Origin of the sequence: Nocardia sp. NPDC050435, assembly GCF_040655395.1 — a bacterium.
Lineage (GTDB): Bacteria > Actinomycetota > Actinomycetes > Mycobacteriales > Mycobacteriaceae > Nocardia.
Window position 1 is genome coordinate 116386 of the sequence record NZ_JBFAJW010000004.1, and the last position, 15882, is coordinate 132267.

Sequence of the window (15882 nt, forward strand, 5' to 3'; positions counted from 1 at the left end):
CCCAGACCACAACAACCGACCCCTGGACCACCCCGGTTAAGAGCGGCCCCACACCCAAAACAATCACTTTCACCGTGGGGGGGGGGGGGGGGGGGGCGCCCCCCCCCCCCCCCGGCTCGGGTTCTGCTACCTCAGGCCCTTGGCCCACTCGTAGGACTTCAGGTACGGATCCGGCACCACGGCCTTGCCGGAGTCCCACACCGTGTAGATCAGGCCGTCCGGGCGGATCTCACCGATCCGGGCGGTCTTGGTGATGTGGTGGTTGGAGCCGTCGATGGTGACCAGGCCCTCCGGCGCCTCGAAGCTGACGCCGTCGGCCGCGGCCTGAATGTCGGCCACCGCGAACGACTTCGCCTTCTCGACGGTGTTCTTCCACAGGTAGACCGAGGCGTAGGCGGCCTCCATCGGATCCGAGGTGGGCTTGTCGGCGCCGAAGGCGGCCTTGTAGTCGCTGACGAACTTCTTGTTCACCGGGGTATCGACGGTCTGGTAGTAGTTCCAGGCGGTGAGCTGGCCCGCGATGTTCTGCGCGCCGATGCCCGCGACCTCCTCCTCGGCGATGGACACCGAAACCACCGGCATCTCGGCGGCTTTCAGGCCGGCGTTGGTGTACTCGCGGAAGAACGCGACGTTGGAGTCGCCGTTGAGGGTGTTGAAGACCGCGCCCGCCTTGGCGCTGCGCACCTTGTTGACGATGGTGGAGAAATCGGTGGAGCCGAGCGGGGTGTAGTCCTCGCCCTTGATCTCGATGCCGTTGGCCGCGGCGTAGGCCTTGATCTCGCGGTTGGCGGTCTGCGGGAAGACGTAGTCCGAGCCGACCAGGTAGAGCGAGGTCACGCCCTTCTGCTTCAGGTAGTCCAGCGCCGGGATGATCTGCTGGTTGGTGGTGGCGCCGGTGTAGAAGATGTTCTTGCTGTCCTCCAGGCCCTCGTACTGGACGGGGTAGTAGAGCAGCGAGTTCAGCGATTCGAACTTCGGCTTCATGGCCTTGCGGCTGGAGGAGGTCCAGCCGCCGAAAACCGCCGCGACACAGTCGGAGCTGATCAGTTTCTCGGCCTTCTCGGCGAAGGTCTTCGGGTCCGACGCGCCGTCCTCGAGCACCAGCTGGATCTTCTTGCCCAGCACGCCGCCCGCGGCGTTGATCTGGTCGACGGCCAGTTTGGTGGAGTTCGCGACGGTGACCTCGGAGATCGCCATGGTGCCCGAAAGCGAGTGCAGCGAACCGACTTTGATGGTGTCCTTCGTCGTGTCGACGCAGGAGGCGGCGTTCGAGCCGGTGGCGGCGTCGTCCTTGGCGCCGCAGGCGGTCAGCAACAGACCGGCCAGCGCCACCGCGGTGGGGACGACCAGGGTTTTGGTCAGGCGGGCATGCGGCCGGCGGGCGGCACGGGATTCTGGCATGGGGCGAACCCTTCTAACTTCATCAGGTGGAGCGGCGGCGCTGGCTGCGCCGGGCCGAATACGCCCGCCTGCGGCACCGGCACGGTCCGTATCGGCTGCTCGCGGGTTCGCCGCGGCGGCCTGTGGACCGCGCTGTATACAGCGGCTGTATTCGTGATGCGAACGGTAGCCAGGAGTTGTTGCGGCGGAATATCTCTCGGTGACGAGTCCGTTGCGAGCGTTTCGGGCAGGTGAATTAATGCTCACCGCAAGGTTTTCCGCCGCGTGGGGATCGTGGTTGCCGAGCGCCCGGAAAAGGTCACAGTTACCTTACAGCTATCAGGATTTGGGCGCGGGAAACTTACGGTGACGTAGGGTTTTGCCTACGGTTGCGTAGCTCGACGGCCGTACGGCAGTCTTCGTTTTGTACGACGTCAGAACCCCGAATTCGCGGTCACCGGGGTCGCGAATCAGTCAGGGAGGACCACGGTGGGTCACTACAGGGCGAACGCACGAGATCTGGAGTTCAACCTCTTCGAGGTGCTCGAGCTGGACAAGCTGCTCGATACCGGCGCCTACGGCGAGCTCGACTCCGACACCGTTCGCGAGATCCTCGCCGAGGTGAAGCGGCTGGCCGAGGGGCCCATCGCCGAATCCTTCGCGCCCGCCGACCGCGACCCGGTCACCTACGATCCGGCTACGTACTCGATCTCGGTGCCCGAGCCGCTGCGCAAGACCGTCGAGGCCGTCCGCGCGGCGGACTGGAGCCGGCTGGGCCTACCCGAGGGCATGGGCGGCACCGCCGCGCCCGCCGCCGTGGTCTGGGCGGTGCAGGAGATGATCACCTGCGCCAACCCCTCGGCCAGCTTCTTCAACATGGGCCCGGTCATGGCCTCGGTGCTGTTCAACATCGGCACCGACGAGCAGAAGCGCTGGGCCACCGAGGGTTACGAGCGCGGCTGGCAGGGCACCATGGTGCTGACCGAGCCGGACGCCGGCTCCGACGTGGGCGCCGGGCGCACCAAGGCCATCCAGCAGGAGGACGGCTCCTGGCACATCGAGGGCGTCAAGCGCTTCATCTCCGGCGGAGACGTCGGCGAGACCGCCGAGAACGTCTTCCACCTGGTGCTGGCCCGGCCCGAGGGCGCGGGGCCCGGCACCAAGGGGCTCTCGCTGTTCTACGTCCCGAAGTTCCTCTTCGACTCCGAGACGATGGAGCTGGGCGACCGCAACGGCGTCTACGTCACCGGCCTCGAGCACAAGATGGGCCTGAAGTCCTCGCCGACCTGCGAGCTGACCTTCGGCGGCGCGGTACCGGCCAAGGGCTGGCTGGTCGGCGAGGTGCACAACGGCATCGCGCAGATGTTCCAGGTGATCGAGAACGCGCGCATGGTGGTCGGGATCAAGTCCACCGGCACGCTGTCCACCGGGTACCTGAACGCCCTGGAGTACGCCAAGACTCGCGTGCAGGGCGCTGATCTGACCCAGATGGCCGACAAGGCCGCGCCCCGCGTCACCATCACCCACCACCCGGACGTGCGGCGCTCGCTGGCCCTGCAGAAGGCCTACGCCGAGGGCTTGCGCGCGGTGTATCTCTACACCGCCGCACATCAGAACGCCGATGTGGCACAGCTGGTTTCGGGCGCCGATGCCGACCTCGCGCATCGGGTCGACGATCTGCTGCTGCCGATCGTCAAGGGTGTCGGCTCCGAGCGCGCCTACCAGTACCTGACCGAATCGCTGCAGACCTTCGGCGGCTCGGGCTACCTCCAGGACTACCCGATCGAGCAGTACATCCGCGACGCCAAGATCGATTCGCTCTACGAGGGCACCACGGCGATCCAGGCGCAGGATTTCTTCTTCCGCAAGATCGTGCGCGACCAGGGCGCCGCGCTGGCGCACCTGAACGGGCAGATCGCCGCCTTCCTCGATGGCCGGACCGGTCGCTTCGAGACCGAACGCGCCCTGCTGGCCACCGCGCAGGCCGATGTCGGCGCCATGGCCGCGACCCTCACCGGCTACCTGATGGCGGCCCAGCAGGAGCCCGCGGAGCTCTACAAGGTCGGCCTCGGCTCGGTCCGCTTCCTGCTGGCCGTGGGCGATCTGCTGATCGGCTGGCGGCTGCTGGCGCAGGCCGAGATCGCGGCCGCGGCCCTGGCCGGGGACGCACCCGCCAAGGACGTGCCGTTCTATCAGGGCAAGGTCGCCGTCGCGAGCTTCTTCGCCAAGAACGTGCTGCCCGAGCTGACCGCCACCAAGGACATCCTGGCGGCCCTCGACAACGACATCATGGCCCTGGACGAAGCCGCCTTCTGACCGGACGGGCCCGGCTCACGCCTCCGGCGTGGGCCAGGCGTGACCGGCGAGGCGGGACTGCACCCGGACCACGTCGGCCTCGGCGGGCATCTCGTTGGTGACCTTGGTGATCATCACCTGGATGTCGGTCTTGTCCGCGGGCAGTTCGCCGGTGGCCGCCAGCTCGGCGGCGATCAGGCGCACCTCCTCCTCGGAGAGCCGGCGGCGCAGCAGCGCGATCAGCGGGATGTAGTCCGATTCCGGCACACCGTCGGGGTAGCCGGCCCGCAGCCAGTCGATGATGGCGTTCAGGAATGGGGGCACGGCGCCTCGTCAGTCCGACTCGGTGAGCGGGGTGGCCAGGGGCCAGCCGCCGGCCGCCAGATGCGAGGCGACCCGGGCGACGTCCTGGGGATTCGCCTGTTCCATCGCGACCCGGTTGATCGCGGACTCGATGTCGGTGTGGCTGATCTCGGATTCCGGATTGCGTTCGGCGACCAGCTCTTCGGCGATCGCCACCACCTCGTAGTCGGTGAGGTGGCGGTGCAGCACCGCGAACAGTGCCACATAATCCGATTGCGGGACACCCTGGGGATAGCCGGCGCGCAGCCAGCCGATGACCCGGCCGAGCAACTTCTGCCGGGGAGCCTGCTGATCCGTCATCGATTCGCCCTTCACGCCTGTCCGAACAGATGGATGCCGAACTTGGCGGCGAGGAAGGCCTTGGCGGTGTAGAGGATGCCGGTGACGATGGCGGCCAGCACCAACGCGAAGCAGGCCCACGCGCCGGCCAGAGCCGGGTAGTTCCGCGAGGCTGCGCTGCCGTTTGCCCCAACGGTATTCCCGGACGACCAAAGCCGCACGCCGACCGCGAATATGATCGGCAGCCCGGCGCCGAGGATCAGCGCCGCCAGGGTGACATCCCACAGGGCCTTGAGGTTCGTGGTGAGCGTGTGCATGTCTGCTCTCCTACTTCTTCGCCGACGGGGTGCGCACCGGCGCCTCGGGAGTGGTGATCACCGTGGTCTCCACCTCGGCGACGGAGACCGGTTCGGTCGCGCTGGGCCACTCGTTGACGTTGTGCGTGTCGACCGGGTTGCGCCGCGAGCGCAGCCACATCAGCGTCGCCAGCGCGATCAGGATCGCGAACACCACCAGCACGCCGGGCAGCCCGCCGATGAGGTGCGCGATCGCCCAGCAGAGCGCGCCCGCCACACCGGCCAGGGGCAGGGTCAGCAGCCAGGCGACCACCATCCGGCCCATCACGCCCCAGCGCACCTCGGCGCGCTTGCCGAGCCCGGAGCCCAGGATCGAGCCGGTCGCGGTCTGCGTGGTGGACAGCGGCAGCCCGAAGTGCGCCGAGGTCAGGATGATCGCGGCCGACGCCGATTCCGCGGCCAGGCCCTGCGGCGAGTCGATCTCGACCAGACCCTTGCCCAGGGTGCGGATGATCCGCCAGCCGCCCAGGTAGGTGCCCGCCGCGATGGCGACGGCACACGCGGCCATCACCCACAGCGGCATCTCCGCGTCCTTGGTCAGCGTGCCGTGCGCGACCAGCGCCAGGAAGATCACGCCCATCGTCTTCTGCGCGTCGTTGGTGCCGTGCGCCAGCGAGACCAGCGAGGCCGAGCCGATCTGGCCCCAGCGGAAGCCGGTGGTGACCTGCTCCGGATTCGCGCCGCGGGTGATCCGGTAGACCGCCCGGGTGCCGATCGCCGAGACCAGCGCCGCCACGATCGGGGCGAGCACGGCGGGCAGCACGATCTTGGTCAGCACACCCTGCTCCGCGCCGGACCAGATCACCCCGCCCCAGCCCAGCGAGGCGATGGTGGCGCCGATCAGCCCGCCGAACAGCGCGTGCGAGGAACTGGACGGCAGCCCGAACAGCCAGGTCAGCAGATTCCACAGGATGCCGCCGACCAGACCCGCGAACACGATCACCAGCAGATCCTGACCCTGCGCCTCGTCGAGCTGGACGATGCCCTTGGCCACCGTCGCGGCGACCGCGACCGACAGGAAGGCGCCGATCAGATTCAGCACCGCGGACACCGCGACCGCGACCCGCGGTCGCAACGCCCCGGTGGCGATCGAGGTGGCCATGGCGTTGGCGGTGTCGTGGAACCCGTTGGTGAAATCGAACGCTAACGCCGTGACGATGACGATCAGGAGAACCAGTAATTCGGCGGTCACGTTTTCAGTGTCCCGTATGGTTCGTCCGGATTGCCATGCGGTTGCCGTATGTCGCGGCCGGATTCCGATGCGCTAACGTGGATCATCCGGCGCTCACCGCCAGCCCTTGGAGCAACCGTCCGGTTCGTCTCCGGCGAACATCCGGTCGATCCACGCGTTCGCCTCCGGAATCCCCGTGCTGCCAACCACGATGTGCTCGCCCGGGAAGACATCCAGCCGCACCGGCACCCCCTGGGCGCACCAGTCGGCGTAGAGCCGTTCGGCGCCGTCCAGCGGTACCCACAGCTCGTGCGCGCCGTGGTACAGGTACACCGGCACGCTCGGCGCGGCCGCGCCCATGCGGTTGTCGGTCAGCACCTGCCGGATCACCGGATCCTGGAGCGGGTCGACCTCGTCGGTCAGCATCTCCGCGGGCACCGGCAGCATTGCGCCGAGCAGCGCCTCGCCCGGGAAGCACAGATCCTTGAACGACTGCGCGAGCCGCCAGCCGTTGTCGTTGAACATCCACATCATCTCCGGGTACTCGCGGGCCACCCCGAGGGCGGCGGCGAGAAAGACCCCGGCGGCGGCGTTGCGCCCGTTCATGGTCTGGAGCAGCAGCTCGAAATCGGCTGGAACACCGCCGATTACGGCGCCGACCAGATTGAGCTCGGGTGCGTAGTCCGGCGCCAGCTGGGCCGCCCAGCCCGAAGCGATGGCGCCGCCGGAGTATCCGGTGACGACCGCGGGCGAATCCGGGCGCAACCGCAGCTCCGGCGTGTTGACCGCGCCGCGGATCGAGTCGAGCACCGCGTGGCCCGCCATGCGACCGGCGGCGTAGGCCTGCCGCGGGCCCTCGTGATCGGGCACCACCACGGCGTAGTTCTCGGCCAGCGGAATCTGCGCGGCGACCAGATCGGGTGACGGTCCGCGGCGCAATTGGAAGGAGGGGGCGCAGGTGTGGCCCAGCGAATCGATCGCGACGTTGTAGGCGACCACGGGTCTGGAGCCGGGCCCGGTCCACGGCGCCTGGGGCACCAGCAGGGTGGCCGACACCGGAACCGGATTGCCCTTGGTGTCGGTGGAGCGGATCAGGAGTTCGGTGGAGGTCACCGGTGTGAGCGTGAAGCCGATGCCGCCGACTCTCGAGGCGAGCACGGTGCCGGGGGCGGTGCTCTCGAAACCCGGTGGCGCGGCGTAGAACGGATCGCCGGTGGCGGTGGGCATCACCGTCGCCGGATCACGCACCACCGGTCTGGTGTACTTCTGCAACTCGTCCAGCGGTGTCGCCTGCGCCATCGTGGCGCCGCCGGCGCACAGCACAGCTGATAGGACGACCGCTCTGTGCGCCGTTCTTCTCAACCACTTTCGCAATGCCCAGACCCCGTTCCCGAACGCGTATCGGACAAAACCCGCGAACAGTCTGGCCTATCCGAATCGAGAATCGGGGTAGGGCGCACCGAGGCATTCGTGCTGGCAGTCAGGGCAAAAGCGCACGCACCGCAGCGATGGTGTCGGCTTCGGCCGGGGTTTTGTCGGGCCGATAGCGCACCACGCGGGCGAAGCGCAGCGCCACCCCGCCGGGGTAGCGCGGGCTCACTTGCACCCCGTCCAAGGCGATTTCGACGATCAGTTCGGGCCACAGATAGACGGTGTGCTCGTCGCGTGCGCGTTCGTGCCGCGGGAATTCGGCTGTCTGCCAACCCAGCAGCGCGTCGGTCAGGCCCTTGAAGGTCTTGCCGACCATGACCGGGTCGCCCGTTTCCGGATCGCGGGCGCCCAGGTGCAGGTTCGACAGGTATCCGGTGCGCCGGCCGTAACCCCACTCCGCGCCGAGCACGAGGAGATCCAGCGTGTGCGTCGGCTTGATCTTCTGCCAGGCCCGGCCGCGGCGGCCCGCCGCGTACGGCGCGGCCAGCGATTTGATCATGACGCCCTCGTGCCCCGAGGCCAGGACGCCGTCGAAATATTCGGCGGCCGCCTCGGCGTCCGGGCGGATCAGCGCCGGAATGCTGTACTCGGCCGCCACTTTGGTCAGCGCCGCGCGCCGCCGGAGCAGCGGGGCATCGAGCAGGTCGCGGCCGTCCAGGTGCAGGCAGTCGAAGAAATAGGGATGCAGCAGCAGGTCGGCCGTGGCGCTCGGGGTGGGGGATTCGGCCACCGCGGTGGCCGGGGCGGGCTCCGGCGGCGTCGGAGCGGCGGGCTCGGCCTCCGGCGGCGGTAGCGCCGCGGCGGTGGCCCCGGTGCGCGCGCCCGCACCGGGGCGCGCCAACTCCGTGGGATCCGAGATGGGCAGGCGGCGGGCCAGATCGGGCGCGCTCAGCGGCGGGGTGGGCACCGAGGTGGCGAACCGGCTCATCGTCTCCTGGAACGGGCGCGGCCGGCCGGCGTCGGTGAGCGCCAGCGTCTCCCCGTCCAGCACGACGCTGGTGCAATCCAGCCCGGCGACCAGGCGCACCAGTTCGGGCACGCGGTCGGTGATGTCGCGCAAGGTCCTGGTGAAGACCCAGACCCGGTCCCCGCTGCGGTGCACCTGGATGCGCGCGCCGTCCATCTTGTGCTCGACGCTCACCTCGCCCTCGAACTCGGCGAGCACCTCGTCCAGCGAGGCGCCGGGCGCGGCCAGCATGGGCTGGATCGGGCGGCCCACCTCCAGCCGGAACTCCCGCAGCGCGGCCTCGCCGCCGGTGCGCGCGGCGGCCGCGGTGCCGGGCAGCTGCCCCGACAGCATGTAGGCCCGGCGGACCAGCTCGACCGGGACCGCCTCGGCCGCGGCGACCGCCTCGGCCACGATCGCGGTGAGCGCGCCCTGCCGCAGCTCGCCGGTGAGCAGGCGGAGCAGAAAGCTCTGCTCCTCGGGCGTGGCGGCCGTCCACAGCGCGAGCAGCAGCTCCTTGCGCCGGTTCGCCGAACCGCTGCCGGATACCCCGGCCAGATCGTCGAAGACCTGGTCGACGGCGGCGACCGTGAGCGTGGGGGCCGCGGCGGCCGCGGCCTGCAACCCCGTCAGGGTGCGCCAGCCGGTGCCGATGCGCCCCTGCCGGAGCTCACCGGACACCCAGGCCACGACCGGGACGAGCTCCTCGACCGCGGCGGCGGCGAGCAGCTCGGACAGGGTGGCGATCTTCGTTTTCCGGGACCGGGTGGCGCGAACGGTCTCCGAAGCCTGCACGACATCCGAGAACAGCACGCAACGACGGTAGCGTGCCCCTATGACAAATGGATGCGGTCGGTGAGCGAAGGCCGCTAACCCGATATTGGCAGGGCTGTGAAATCGGGCCTAAGCTGGACACATGGCCAAGACTTACGTCGGGGCGCGGCTACGCCAGCTGCGGACCGAACGGGGGCTGAGCCAGGTCTCGCTCGCCACCAAGCTGGAGATCTCGGCGAGCTACCTCAACCAGATCGAGCACGACGTGCGCCCGCTCACGGTGCCCGTGCTGCTCAAGATCAGCGAGGTCTTCGGCGTCGACGCCACCTTCTTCTCCTCCCAGGACGACACCCGGCTGATCGCCGAACTCCAGGAAGTCGTCATGGACGCCGAGCTCGGCATCGAAGCCGACACCCAGGAGATCGCCGACATGGTCTCCGCGCACCCCAGCATGGCCCGCGCGCTGGTGAACATGCACAACCGCTACCGCAACACCAGCGCCCAGCTGGCCGCGGCCACCGAGGACCGCTTCGCCGACGGTTCCGGCAGCGCCGCCATCAGCAAACCGCACGAGGAAGTCCGCGACTTCTTCTACCAGCGCCAGAACTACATCCACGAATTGGACACGGCCGCCGAGAAACTCACCGATCGCATCCGCTTCCACGGCGGCGACGTGAACCGTGAGATCGCCCGGCTGCTGCGCGATCACGACGTGCGCATCGTGGAGCGCATCGACCTGGGCGAGGGCGTGCTGCACCGCTACGACCCGGAATCCCGGGTGCTGGAGATCGCGCCGCACCTGTCCGGCGGCCAGCGCACCTTCAAGCTCGCCGCCGAACTCGCCTACTTCGAGTGCGACGAACTGCTCGAAAAGCTGGTCGAGGAGGGCAATTTCGCCACCGAGGACTCGCGCAAGCTGGCGATGCTGGGCCTGGCCAACTACTTCGCCGCCGCGACGGTGCTGCCCTACACGCACTTCCACGAGGTCGCCGAGGACTTCCGCTACGACATCGAGCGGCTGTCGGCGTTCTTCACCCAGAGTTACGAGACCATCTGCCACCGGCTTTCGACCTTGCAGCGGCCCAAGCTACGCGGCGTGCCGTTCTCCTTCGTCCGGGTGGACCGCGCGGGCAACATGTCGAAACGCCAGTCCGCCACCGGTTTCCACTTCTCCTCCAGCGGCGGCACCTGCCCGCTGTGGAACGTCTACGAGACCTTCGCCTACCCCGGCAAGATCATGACCCAGATCGCGCAGATGCCCGACGGCCGCAAGTACCTCTGGGTGGCGCGCACCGTCGAGCGCCGCGCCACCCGCTACGGCCAGCCGGGCAAGACCTTCGCCATCGGCCTGGGCTGCGAACTGCGCCACGCCGGGCGGGTGGTCTACGCCGACGGCATCGATCTGGACGAGGCCACGCCCACGCTGATCGGCGCGGGCTGCCGGGTCTGCGAGCGCACCAACTGCCCGCAGCGGGCCTTCCCGCCGCTGGGCAAGGTGCTCGACATCTCCGAACACCGCAGCTCGGTGTCGCCGTACGTGTTGAAATAGGCTGGCGGAGCACACTTCAGCACCTGGGGAGGTGGCAGGATGCCGCGCTACGAAGCTCGCTACGAAATGCCCACCGGCATGTACGTCTACGCGACGCCGGAGGGCTGGCGGCACAGCATCTTCACCGAGAACTCGATGATCTGCGGGCACCTCTACCACGTGCCCGAGGACGCCGACGACGCCCAGGCCACGCGCGCGGCCACCGAGATGCTCTGCGAGTACGCCCGCGATTTCCACGGCGCCGACATCACCGTCAGCTGGACCGCCGAGGAGCCGGGCAAGTGGATGGCCGAGGTGACCCGGGCCGGATAGCTCAGTCCCGCAGGACCCGCAGCAGGTGGGTCACTTCCCGCTGGATGGCGGTGCGGGCGGGCCGCAGGTACTTCCGGGGATCGGACAGTGCGGCGTCCGATCCGAGCACCGCGCGCACCGCGGCGGTGGCCTCGATGTTCAGGCGGGTCGCCAGGTTGATCTTGGTCATGCCGTGCTGGACGGCGGCGTGCAGGCCCGCGTCGGGGACGCCGGAGGAGCCGTGCAGCACCAGGGGCACCGGGACTTTCACCGATAGTCGGCCGATCAGCTCGTTGTCGAGTTCGGCGCTGCGCTCGTGCATGGCGTGCGCCGAACCGACGGCGACCGCCAGGGCGTCGACGCCGGTGGCGGCCACGAACTCGGCCGCCTCGGCCGGATCGGTGCGCACGCCCGGCGTGTGCGCGCCGTCCTTGCCGCCGACCGCGCCCAGTTCGGCCTCGACGAAGACGCCGCGCGCGTGACACCAGGCGGCGATCTCCGCGGTGGCGGCGACATTGTCGGCGTAGGCGGCGGTGGATCCGTCGTACATGACCGAGCCGATGCCGAGCTCGGCCGCCGCGCGCACGAGCGCGAAGGACGTGGCGTGATCCAGGTGCACCGCGAGCGGCGCGGTGCTGTCGGCGGCGATGCGCAGGCAGGCCAGGGCGAGCGGGGCCAGGCTGCCGTGATAGGCGACCGTGTTCTCCGAAATCTGCAGTACGGCAGGCCGATCGGCGGCCTCGGCGCCGGCGGCGATGGCCTCGGCGTGCTCCAGGGTGATGACGTTGAACGCCCCCAGGCCGCCCGGGCGGGCGGCGGCGATCAGCTCGGATACGGGGGTCAACGGCACGGTGCGGCTCCTGGGTTAAGCAGTGCTCGGCGACGGCGCGCTGAGCTTTTCGACGACGACGGTGGGCGCGATGCGGGTGCGCAGGCAGCGATCGATCTCCCCGGCCACCGGAATCACCACGGCGGCCGCGGAGGTGGCCACGGCGTCCACCAGGATGGCGGGCCAGTCGGGCTCGCCCGGCTCGGACAGCGCGGCGATGACGGCGGCGGCCGCGGAATCACCCGCGCCCGTGGGGTTTCCGGCGAGCACCTCGGGCAGCTCGGCCATCCAGGCGCCGTCGGCGGTGACAGCGATCATGCCCTCGGCGCCGCGGGTGGCCACGATGGCGCGGACGCCGCGCTCGAGCAGCGGGCGCACCGCGTGCGCCACCTCGCCGGGGGTGACCGGCACCAGGCCGGTGAGGCGTTCCAGTTCCTCGGTGTTCGGCATCAGGATCACGCCCGGGACCTCGGCGGCCAGGCGCAGCGCCTCGCCGTCGACATCGCAGATGGTCGGGACGCCGGCCTCGACCGCGATGCGGGCGACCTCGGCGGGCAGGCCGTGATCGATGCCGCCGGGTAGGGATCCCGAGATGACCAGGCCATTGATGTCCGGGAGCAGGCCCGCCACCCGGATCGTGAGCTGTTCGGCGGCATGCGGATTGGAGACGCGCGCGCCCGGCTCCCACAGGGCGGTGGCGGTGCCGTCCTCGGATTCGCTGATCACCACCGTGCGGCGCACCCAGGGCAGCGCGTGCACGAAATCCACCGGCATCTCCAGCTCGGCCGCGGCGGCGAAGGCGTGGTCGGCGAAACCCGTTGCCCTGGCGTACTTGCCGAGCTGGTTCAGCACTCGCGTGACATTGATGCCCTTGCCGCCGATGCGCTGTTCGACCGACCGGACGCGGTGCGCCTGACCGCGTTCGAACCGCTCCACGCGGTAGGTCATGTCGTAGGCGGGATTCATTGTCACTGTGAGGATCACGTCAACCACTGTCCACGTCTGAGCACCCGGCGCAAGAGCAGATTGTCATCGGCTATCACCAGATCGGCGAACAGGCCGGGACGCAGATCGCCCACGGCGGTCAGGCCGAGGGCCGCGGCGGGGACCGAGGTCGCCGCGCACACCGCCGCCCGCAGCGGCACGCGGCACGCCGTGACCGCCCACGACACGCAGTGCAACAGGGTCGATGTACCGCCGGCGATGGAGCCGTTCGGCACCCGGGCGACACCGTCGGTCACGTGCACCGACTGCGGCCCGAGCCGATACTCGCCGTCCGGCATGCCCGCGGCCTGCATCGCGTCTGTGATCAAAGCCACATGCCCCGGAGCGGCCGCGAAAACCATGGCCGCGAAGCCGGAATCGACGTGCACCGCGTCGCCGATCAGCTCGACGACGACCGCGCCGGTGGCAGCGGCGGCCAGCGCCGCGGCGACGGGGCCGCCGGAGCGGTGGTGGAGGGGCGGCATTCCGTTGGCCAGGTGCGTGACGAGTCCGCCGAAGCCGTTGGGGCGCAGCGCGTCCCGGAAGAGATCGAAGGAACTGTCGGTATGCCCGAGTGAGACGGCCACACCCTGATCCGAGAGCTGTTGCGCCACAGCGGTATAGCCCGGCAGTTCCGGTGCGAGGGTCATCGCCCGCAGGTGCCCGCCGGCCGCGCTGATCAGTTGCCCGGTCAGCACCGGGTCGGGAGCGCACAGGAATCGCGGGTCCTGCGCACCGCATCGGGCGACCGCGAGAAAGGGGCCCTCGGCGTGGATCCCGCCGAGCAGTCCGTCCTCGGCCAGCTCCCGCAGCGTCGTCGTCTGCGCCACCATGTCGGCGGGCGCTCCGGTGACGACGCTGGCGACCACCGTGGTCGACCCGCGCGCATGATGGAACCGCGCCGCCGCCTCGGCCTCCGCCGGATCGACGGTGTCGAACCGGTGGCCGAAGCCGCCGTGGTTGTGGATGTCGACCAGCCCGGGCAGCACCAGCCCGCTGAACTCCGGGACCGGTGAATCACGATTGGCCGCAGCCCATTCCGCGAACGGGCGCACCTCCTCGATCCGATCGCCCCGCACGGTGACGACGCCGTCGTCGAGCAGTTGCGCCGCGCTGACGATCCGCCCGCGGACCACCCGCACCTCCGCGCCGCCGCTGCCCATATCGCGGGCGCTCATGCGAGTTCTCCGAGGCGGGCGAAGCGGGCGGCTCCGGTCAGTCCGGCGCGGGCGCCGAATTCGCCCAGGACGACCCGCGGTGCGGGGACGAGGCGGAGGCGTTCGGACAGGGCCTGGTGCAGTGGGTCGGTGAGGGCCGCGCCCGCGCCCGCGAGGCCGCCGCCGAGGATGATCAGCTCGGGGCAGGTGGCGTGGACGATGCCGACCAAGCCGTCGGCGAGGGCGTCGACGGCGTCGGCGAGAACCGCCTCGGCGTCGGAGTCGGTGTCGCGGCGGGCGAAAACCTCGGCGGCGCTGGTGGTCCGGCCGGTGCGCGCGGTGTAGGCCCGCGCGATGGAGGCGCCCGAGGCCACGGTCTCGACGCAGCCGACATTGCCGCAGGCGCAGGGCAATCCGTTGTCGTGGCGCACGGTGATGTGGCCGTACTCGCCGGTCTGGCCGATGCCGCCGCGCACCAATCTGCCGCCGGCGGAGAGGGTTCCGCTGATGCCGGTACCCAGGATGACCACGCACACGTCGTCGTGGCCGCGCCCCGCCCCGAACCGCCACTCGGCCCACCCGGCCACGGCGACATCGTGTTCGATCAGCACCGGCAGCCCCCAGCGCGCACTGAAGCGGTCACCGATGTGCACGTCCCGCCAGCCGACATTGGCGCTGAACACCGCGAGGGAGCGCGCCACATCGATGATGCCCGGCAGCACCACCGCGGCGCGCTCCACCGCCGCCCGCTGCGGGGCGGTCAACTCGGCCAGCAGCCGATCACCCAGGGCGCCCATGGCCTCGAAAGCGGCCTCGCCCCGCGGTGTTTCGACCACCTGCACCGCGAGCACCGCCCCGGCCGCATCGGTGACCTCGCCTTTCATGGTGGTCCCGCCGACGTCCACGGCGAGCACGAGCGCTTCGGGCGATACCTCGGTGGCCGACGACGACATGGCCGCGACCCTAGCCGCCGTCGCGCCACGGTCGCCCGGCCGCGCCGGGGAGCTGCCCGAGTTCGATCCGGTCACTGCTCGAGGATGATCGAGCGGTTCAGGTTGCGCGGATGGTCGGCGTCCAGGCCGAGGTCGGCGGCGCGGAGCAGGCACAGCTGCTGGACGCGGACCAGATCCGCCATCGGGTCGATGTCGCGGTGCTCGAGGTGCGCCCCGGTGACGGCGACATCGTCGGCGAAGCCGGGCTCCAGCGCGCCGAAGGCCCAGACCGCGCGGCCCGGGGCGGCGATGCTGATCGGGCCGTGCCGGTACTCGGTGGCCAGGTAGCCCTCGGTCCAGGCCTGGCAGGATTCGCGCAGCTTCAGGCCCGCCTCGTCGGCGATGGCCGCGCCGAAACCCATGCCGACGAAACTGATCTGCTCGGCGCGGCGCACCCCGGCCAGCGACGCCGCCGGGTCTTCGGCGAGGACCGCGCGGGCCTGGGCGATCACCGGCGTCAGATCCTCGCCGAGGTGCCAGCGCAGGATCGCCAGCGTGGTGGTCGCGAAACGGGTTTGCACCACGGACTTTTCGTCGACCTCGTCGATCAGGACCGCATCGCCGAGTTCGAGTACCGGGGTCCCGGGGCTGGAACAGACGACGGTGCGCGCGACGCCGTCGGGCACCTGCTCCATCGCGCGCACCACCTCGGTGGTGGTGCCGGAGCGGCAGATGAACAGGTAGCGGTCGTATTCGCGGCCCAGGCGCAGCTGACTGGCGGGCCAGGCGTCGGTCAGGCCCTGGCCGGCCTCCTCGCGCAGGGCGGCGATGGCGCGCGACATGAACAGCGAGGTCCCGCAGCCGACGACGGCGACGCGCTCGCCCGGTTGCGGCAGCACCGCGCGGTGGGCGGCGGCGATCTCGGCGGCGTGCGCCCAGTCGTCCGGCTGGGTGGAGACCTCGGTGGCGAGGTGGGTGGCGGGGGTGGTGTCAGCGGAGGTCGGCACAGCACCAGAATCACCCTGGTGATCGTTCATGTCAACTTTACATTCAAATCAGTCACATACGATCACCGATAGCGCTACATTGTCCGCAAGGCGATGGGTTGCTCCCATCATCGGCGGTCCGGCCTGTGCCGGTCGCAC

General features: G+C 70.0%; 15 protein-coding genes. 3 read left to right on the top strand and 12 right to left on the bottom strand.

Going from position 1 to position 15882, the window contains the following annotated elements:
• Window positions 1-126: 126 nt before the first annotated feature.
• Window positions 127-1401, bottom strand: coding sequence for an urea ABC transporter substrate-binding protein (urtA, locus tag AB0I43_RS13095; RefSeq protein WP_357432046.1), 1275 nt, complete (start codon window positions 1399-1401; stop codon window positions 127-129).
• Window positions 1402-1869: 468 nt separating this feature from the next.
• Between urtA and AB0I43_RS13100 the strand changes: the two genes are divergently transcribed.
• On the top strand, window positions 1870-3696 hold the full coding sequence (locus tag AB0I43_RS13100; protein WP_357432048.1) for an acyl-CoA dehydrogenase: 1827 nt from the start codon (window positions 1870-1872) through the stop codon (window positions 3694-3696).
• Window positions 3697-3711: 15 nt separating this feature from the next.
• Here AB0I43_RS13100 and AB0I43_RS13105 read toward each other — a convergent pair whose 3' ends face one another.
• The 6 genes from AB0I43_RS13105 to AB0I43_RS13130 all read right to left on the bottom strand — a co-directional run bounded on the left by AB0I43_RS13105 (window position 3712) and on the right by AB0I43_RS13130 (window position 9034).
• Window positions 3712-3999, bottom strand: coding sequence for a DUF3349 domain-containing protein (locus tag AB0I43_RS13105; RefSeq protein WP_356973699.1), 288 nt, complete (start codon window positions 3997-3999; stop codon window positions 3712-3714).
• 9 nt (window positions 4000-4008) lie between these two features.
• Complete coding sequence (locus tag AB0I43_RS13110; protein WP_356973698.1) at window positions 4009-4338, bottom strand: DUF3349 domain-containing protein; 330 nt, start codon at window positions 4336-4338, stop codon at window positions 4009-4011.
• Between the two features lie 11 nt (window positions 4339-4349).
• Window positions 4350-4634: a hypothetical protein gene (locus AB0I43_RS13115; RefSeq protein WP_357432050.1), complete on the bottom strand. Its 285-nt coding sequence runs from the start codon at window positions 4632-4634 to the stop codon at window positions 4350-4352.
• A 10-nt stretch (window positions 4635-4644) separates the two neighbouring features.
• Complete coding sequence (locus AB0I43_RS13120; RefSeq protein WP_356973696.1) at window positions 4645-5865, bottom strand: inorganic phosphate transporter; 1221 nt, start codon at window positions 5863-5865, stop codon at window positions 4645-4647.
• Window positions 5866-5958: 93 nt separating this feature from the next.
• A complete protein-coding gene (locus tag AB0I43_RS13125) occupies window positions 5959-7143 on the bottom strand; it encodes a lipase family protein (protein WP_357432052.1) in 1185 nt (394 codons plus the stop codon).
• Between the two features lie 181 nt (window positions 7144-7324).
• Window positions 7325-9034: an ATP-dependent DNA ligase gene (locus tag AB0I43_RS13130; RefSeq protein WP_356973694.1), complete on the bottom strand. Its 1710-nt coding sequence runs from the start codon at window positions 9032-9034 to the stop codon at window positions 7325-7327.
• A 103-nt stretch (window positions 9035-9137) separates the two neighbouring features.
• Here AB0I43_RS13130 and ramB point away from each other — a divergent pair, with 103 nt between their 5' ends.
• Complete coding sequence (gene ramB / locus AB0I43_RS13135; protein WP_357432054.1) at window positions 9138-10544, top strand: acetate metabolism transcriptional regulator RamB; 1407 nt, start codon at window positions 9138-9140, stop codon at window positions 10542-10544.
• A 39-nt stretch (window positions 10545-10583) separates the two neighbouring features.
• Entirely contained in the window at window positions 10584-10856 is a 273-nt protein-coding gene (locus AB0I43_RS13140) for a hypothetical protein (protein WP_357432056.1), read from the top strand.
• A 1-nt stretch (window position 10857) separates the two neighbouring features.
• Here AB0I43_RS13140 and AB0I43_RS13145 read toward each other — a convergent pair whose 3' ends face one another.
• The 5 genes from AB0I43_RS13145 to AB0I43_RS13165 all read right to left on the bottom strand — a co-directional run bounded on the left by AB0I43_RS13145 (window position 10858) and on the right by AB0I43_RS13165 (window position 15744).
• Window positions 10858-11685: a class II fructose-bisphosphate aldolase gene (locus tag AB0I43_RS13145; protein ID WP_357432058.1), complete on the bottom strand. Its 828-nt coding sequence runs from the start codon at window positions 11683-11685 to the stop codon at window positions 10858-10860.
• A 15-nt stretch (window positions 11686-11700) separates the two neighbouring features.
• Window positions 11701-12648 carry a hexose kinase gene (locus tag AB0I43_RS13150; RefSeq protein WP_357432060.1) on the bottom strand — a complete coding sequence of 316 codons (948 nt, stop codon included), beginning with the start codon at window positions 12646-12648 and terminating at the stop codon, window positions 11701-11703.
• Entirely contained in the window at window positions 12645-13826 is a 1182-nt protein-coding gene (locus AB0I43_RS13155; protein WP_357432062.1) for an N-acetylglucosamine-6-phosphate deacetylase, read from the bottom strand. The genes AB0I43_RS13150 and AB0I43_RS13155 overlap by 4 nt, the downstream gene beginning before the upstream one ends.
• Window positions 13823-14758, bottom strand: coding sequence for an ROK family protein (locus AB0I43_RS13160; RefSeq protein ID WP_357432064.1), 936 nt, complete (start codon window positions 14756-14758; stop codon window positions 13823-13825). Before AB0I43_RS13160 ends, AB0I43_RS13155 begins: the two co-directional genes overlap by 4 nt.
• Before the next feature lie 71 nt (window positions 14759-14829).
• On the bottom strand, window positions 14830-15744 hold the full coding sequence (locus tag AB0I43_RS13165; RefSeq protein ID WP_357432066.1) for a sugar isomerase: 915 nt from the start codon (window positions 15742-15744) through the stop codon (window positions 14830-14832).
• Window positions 15745-15882: the final 138 nt, after the last annotated feature.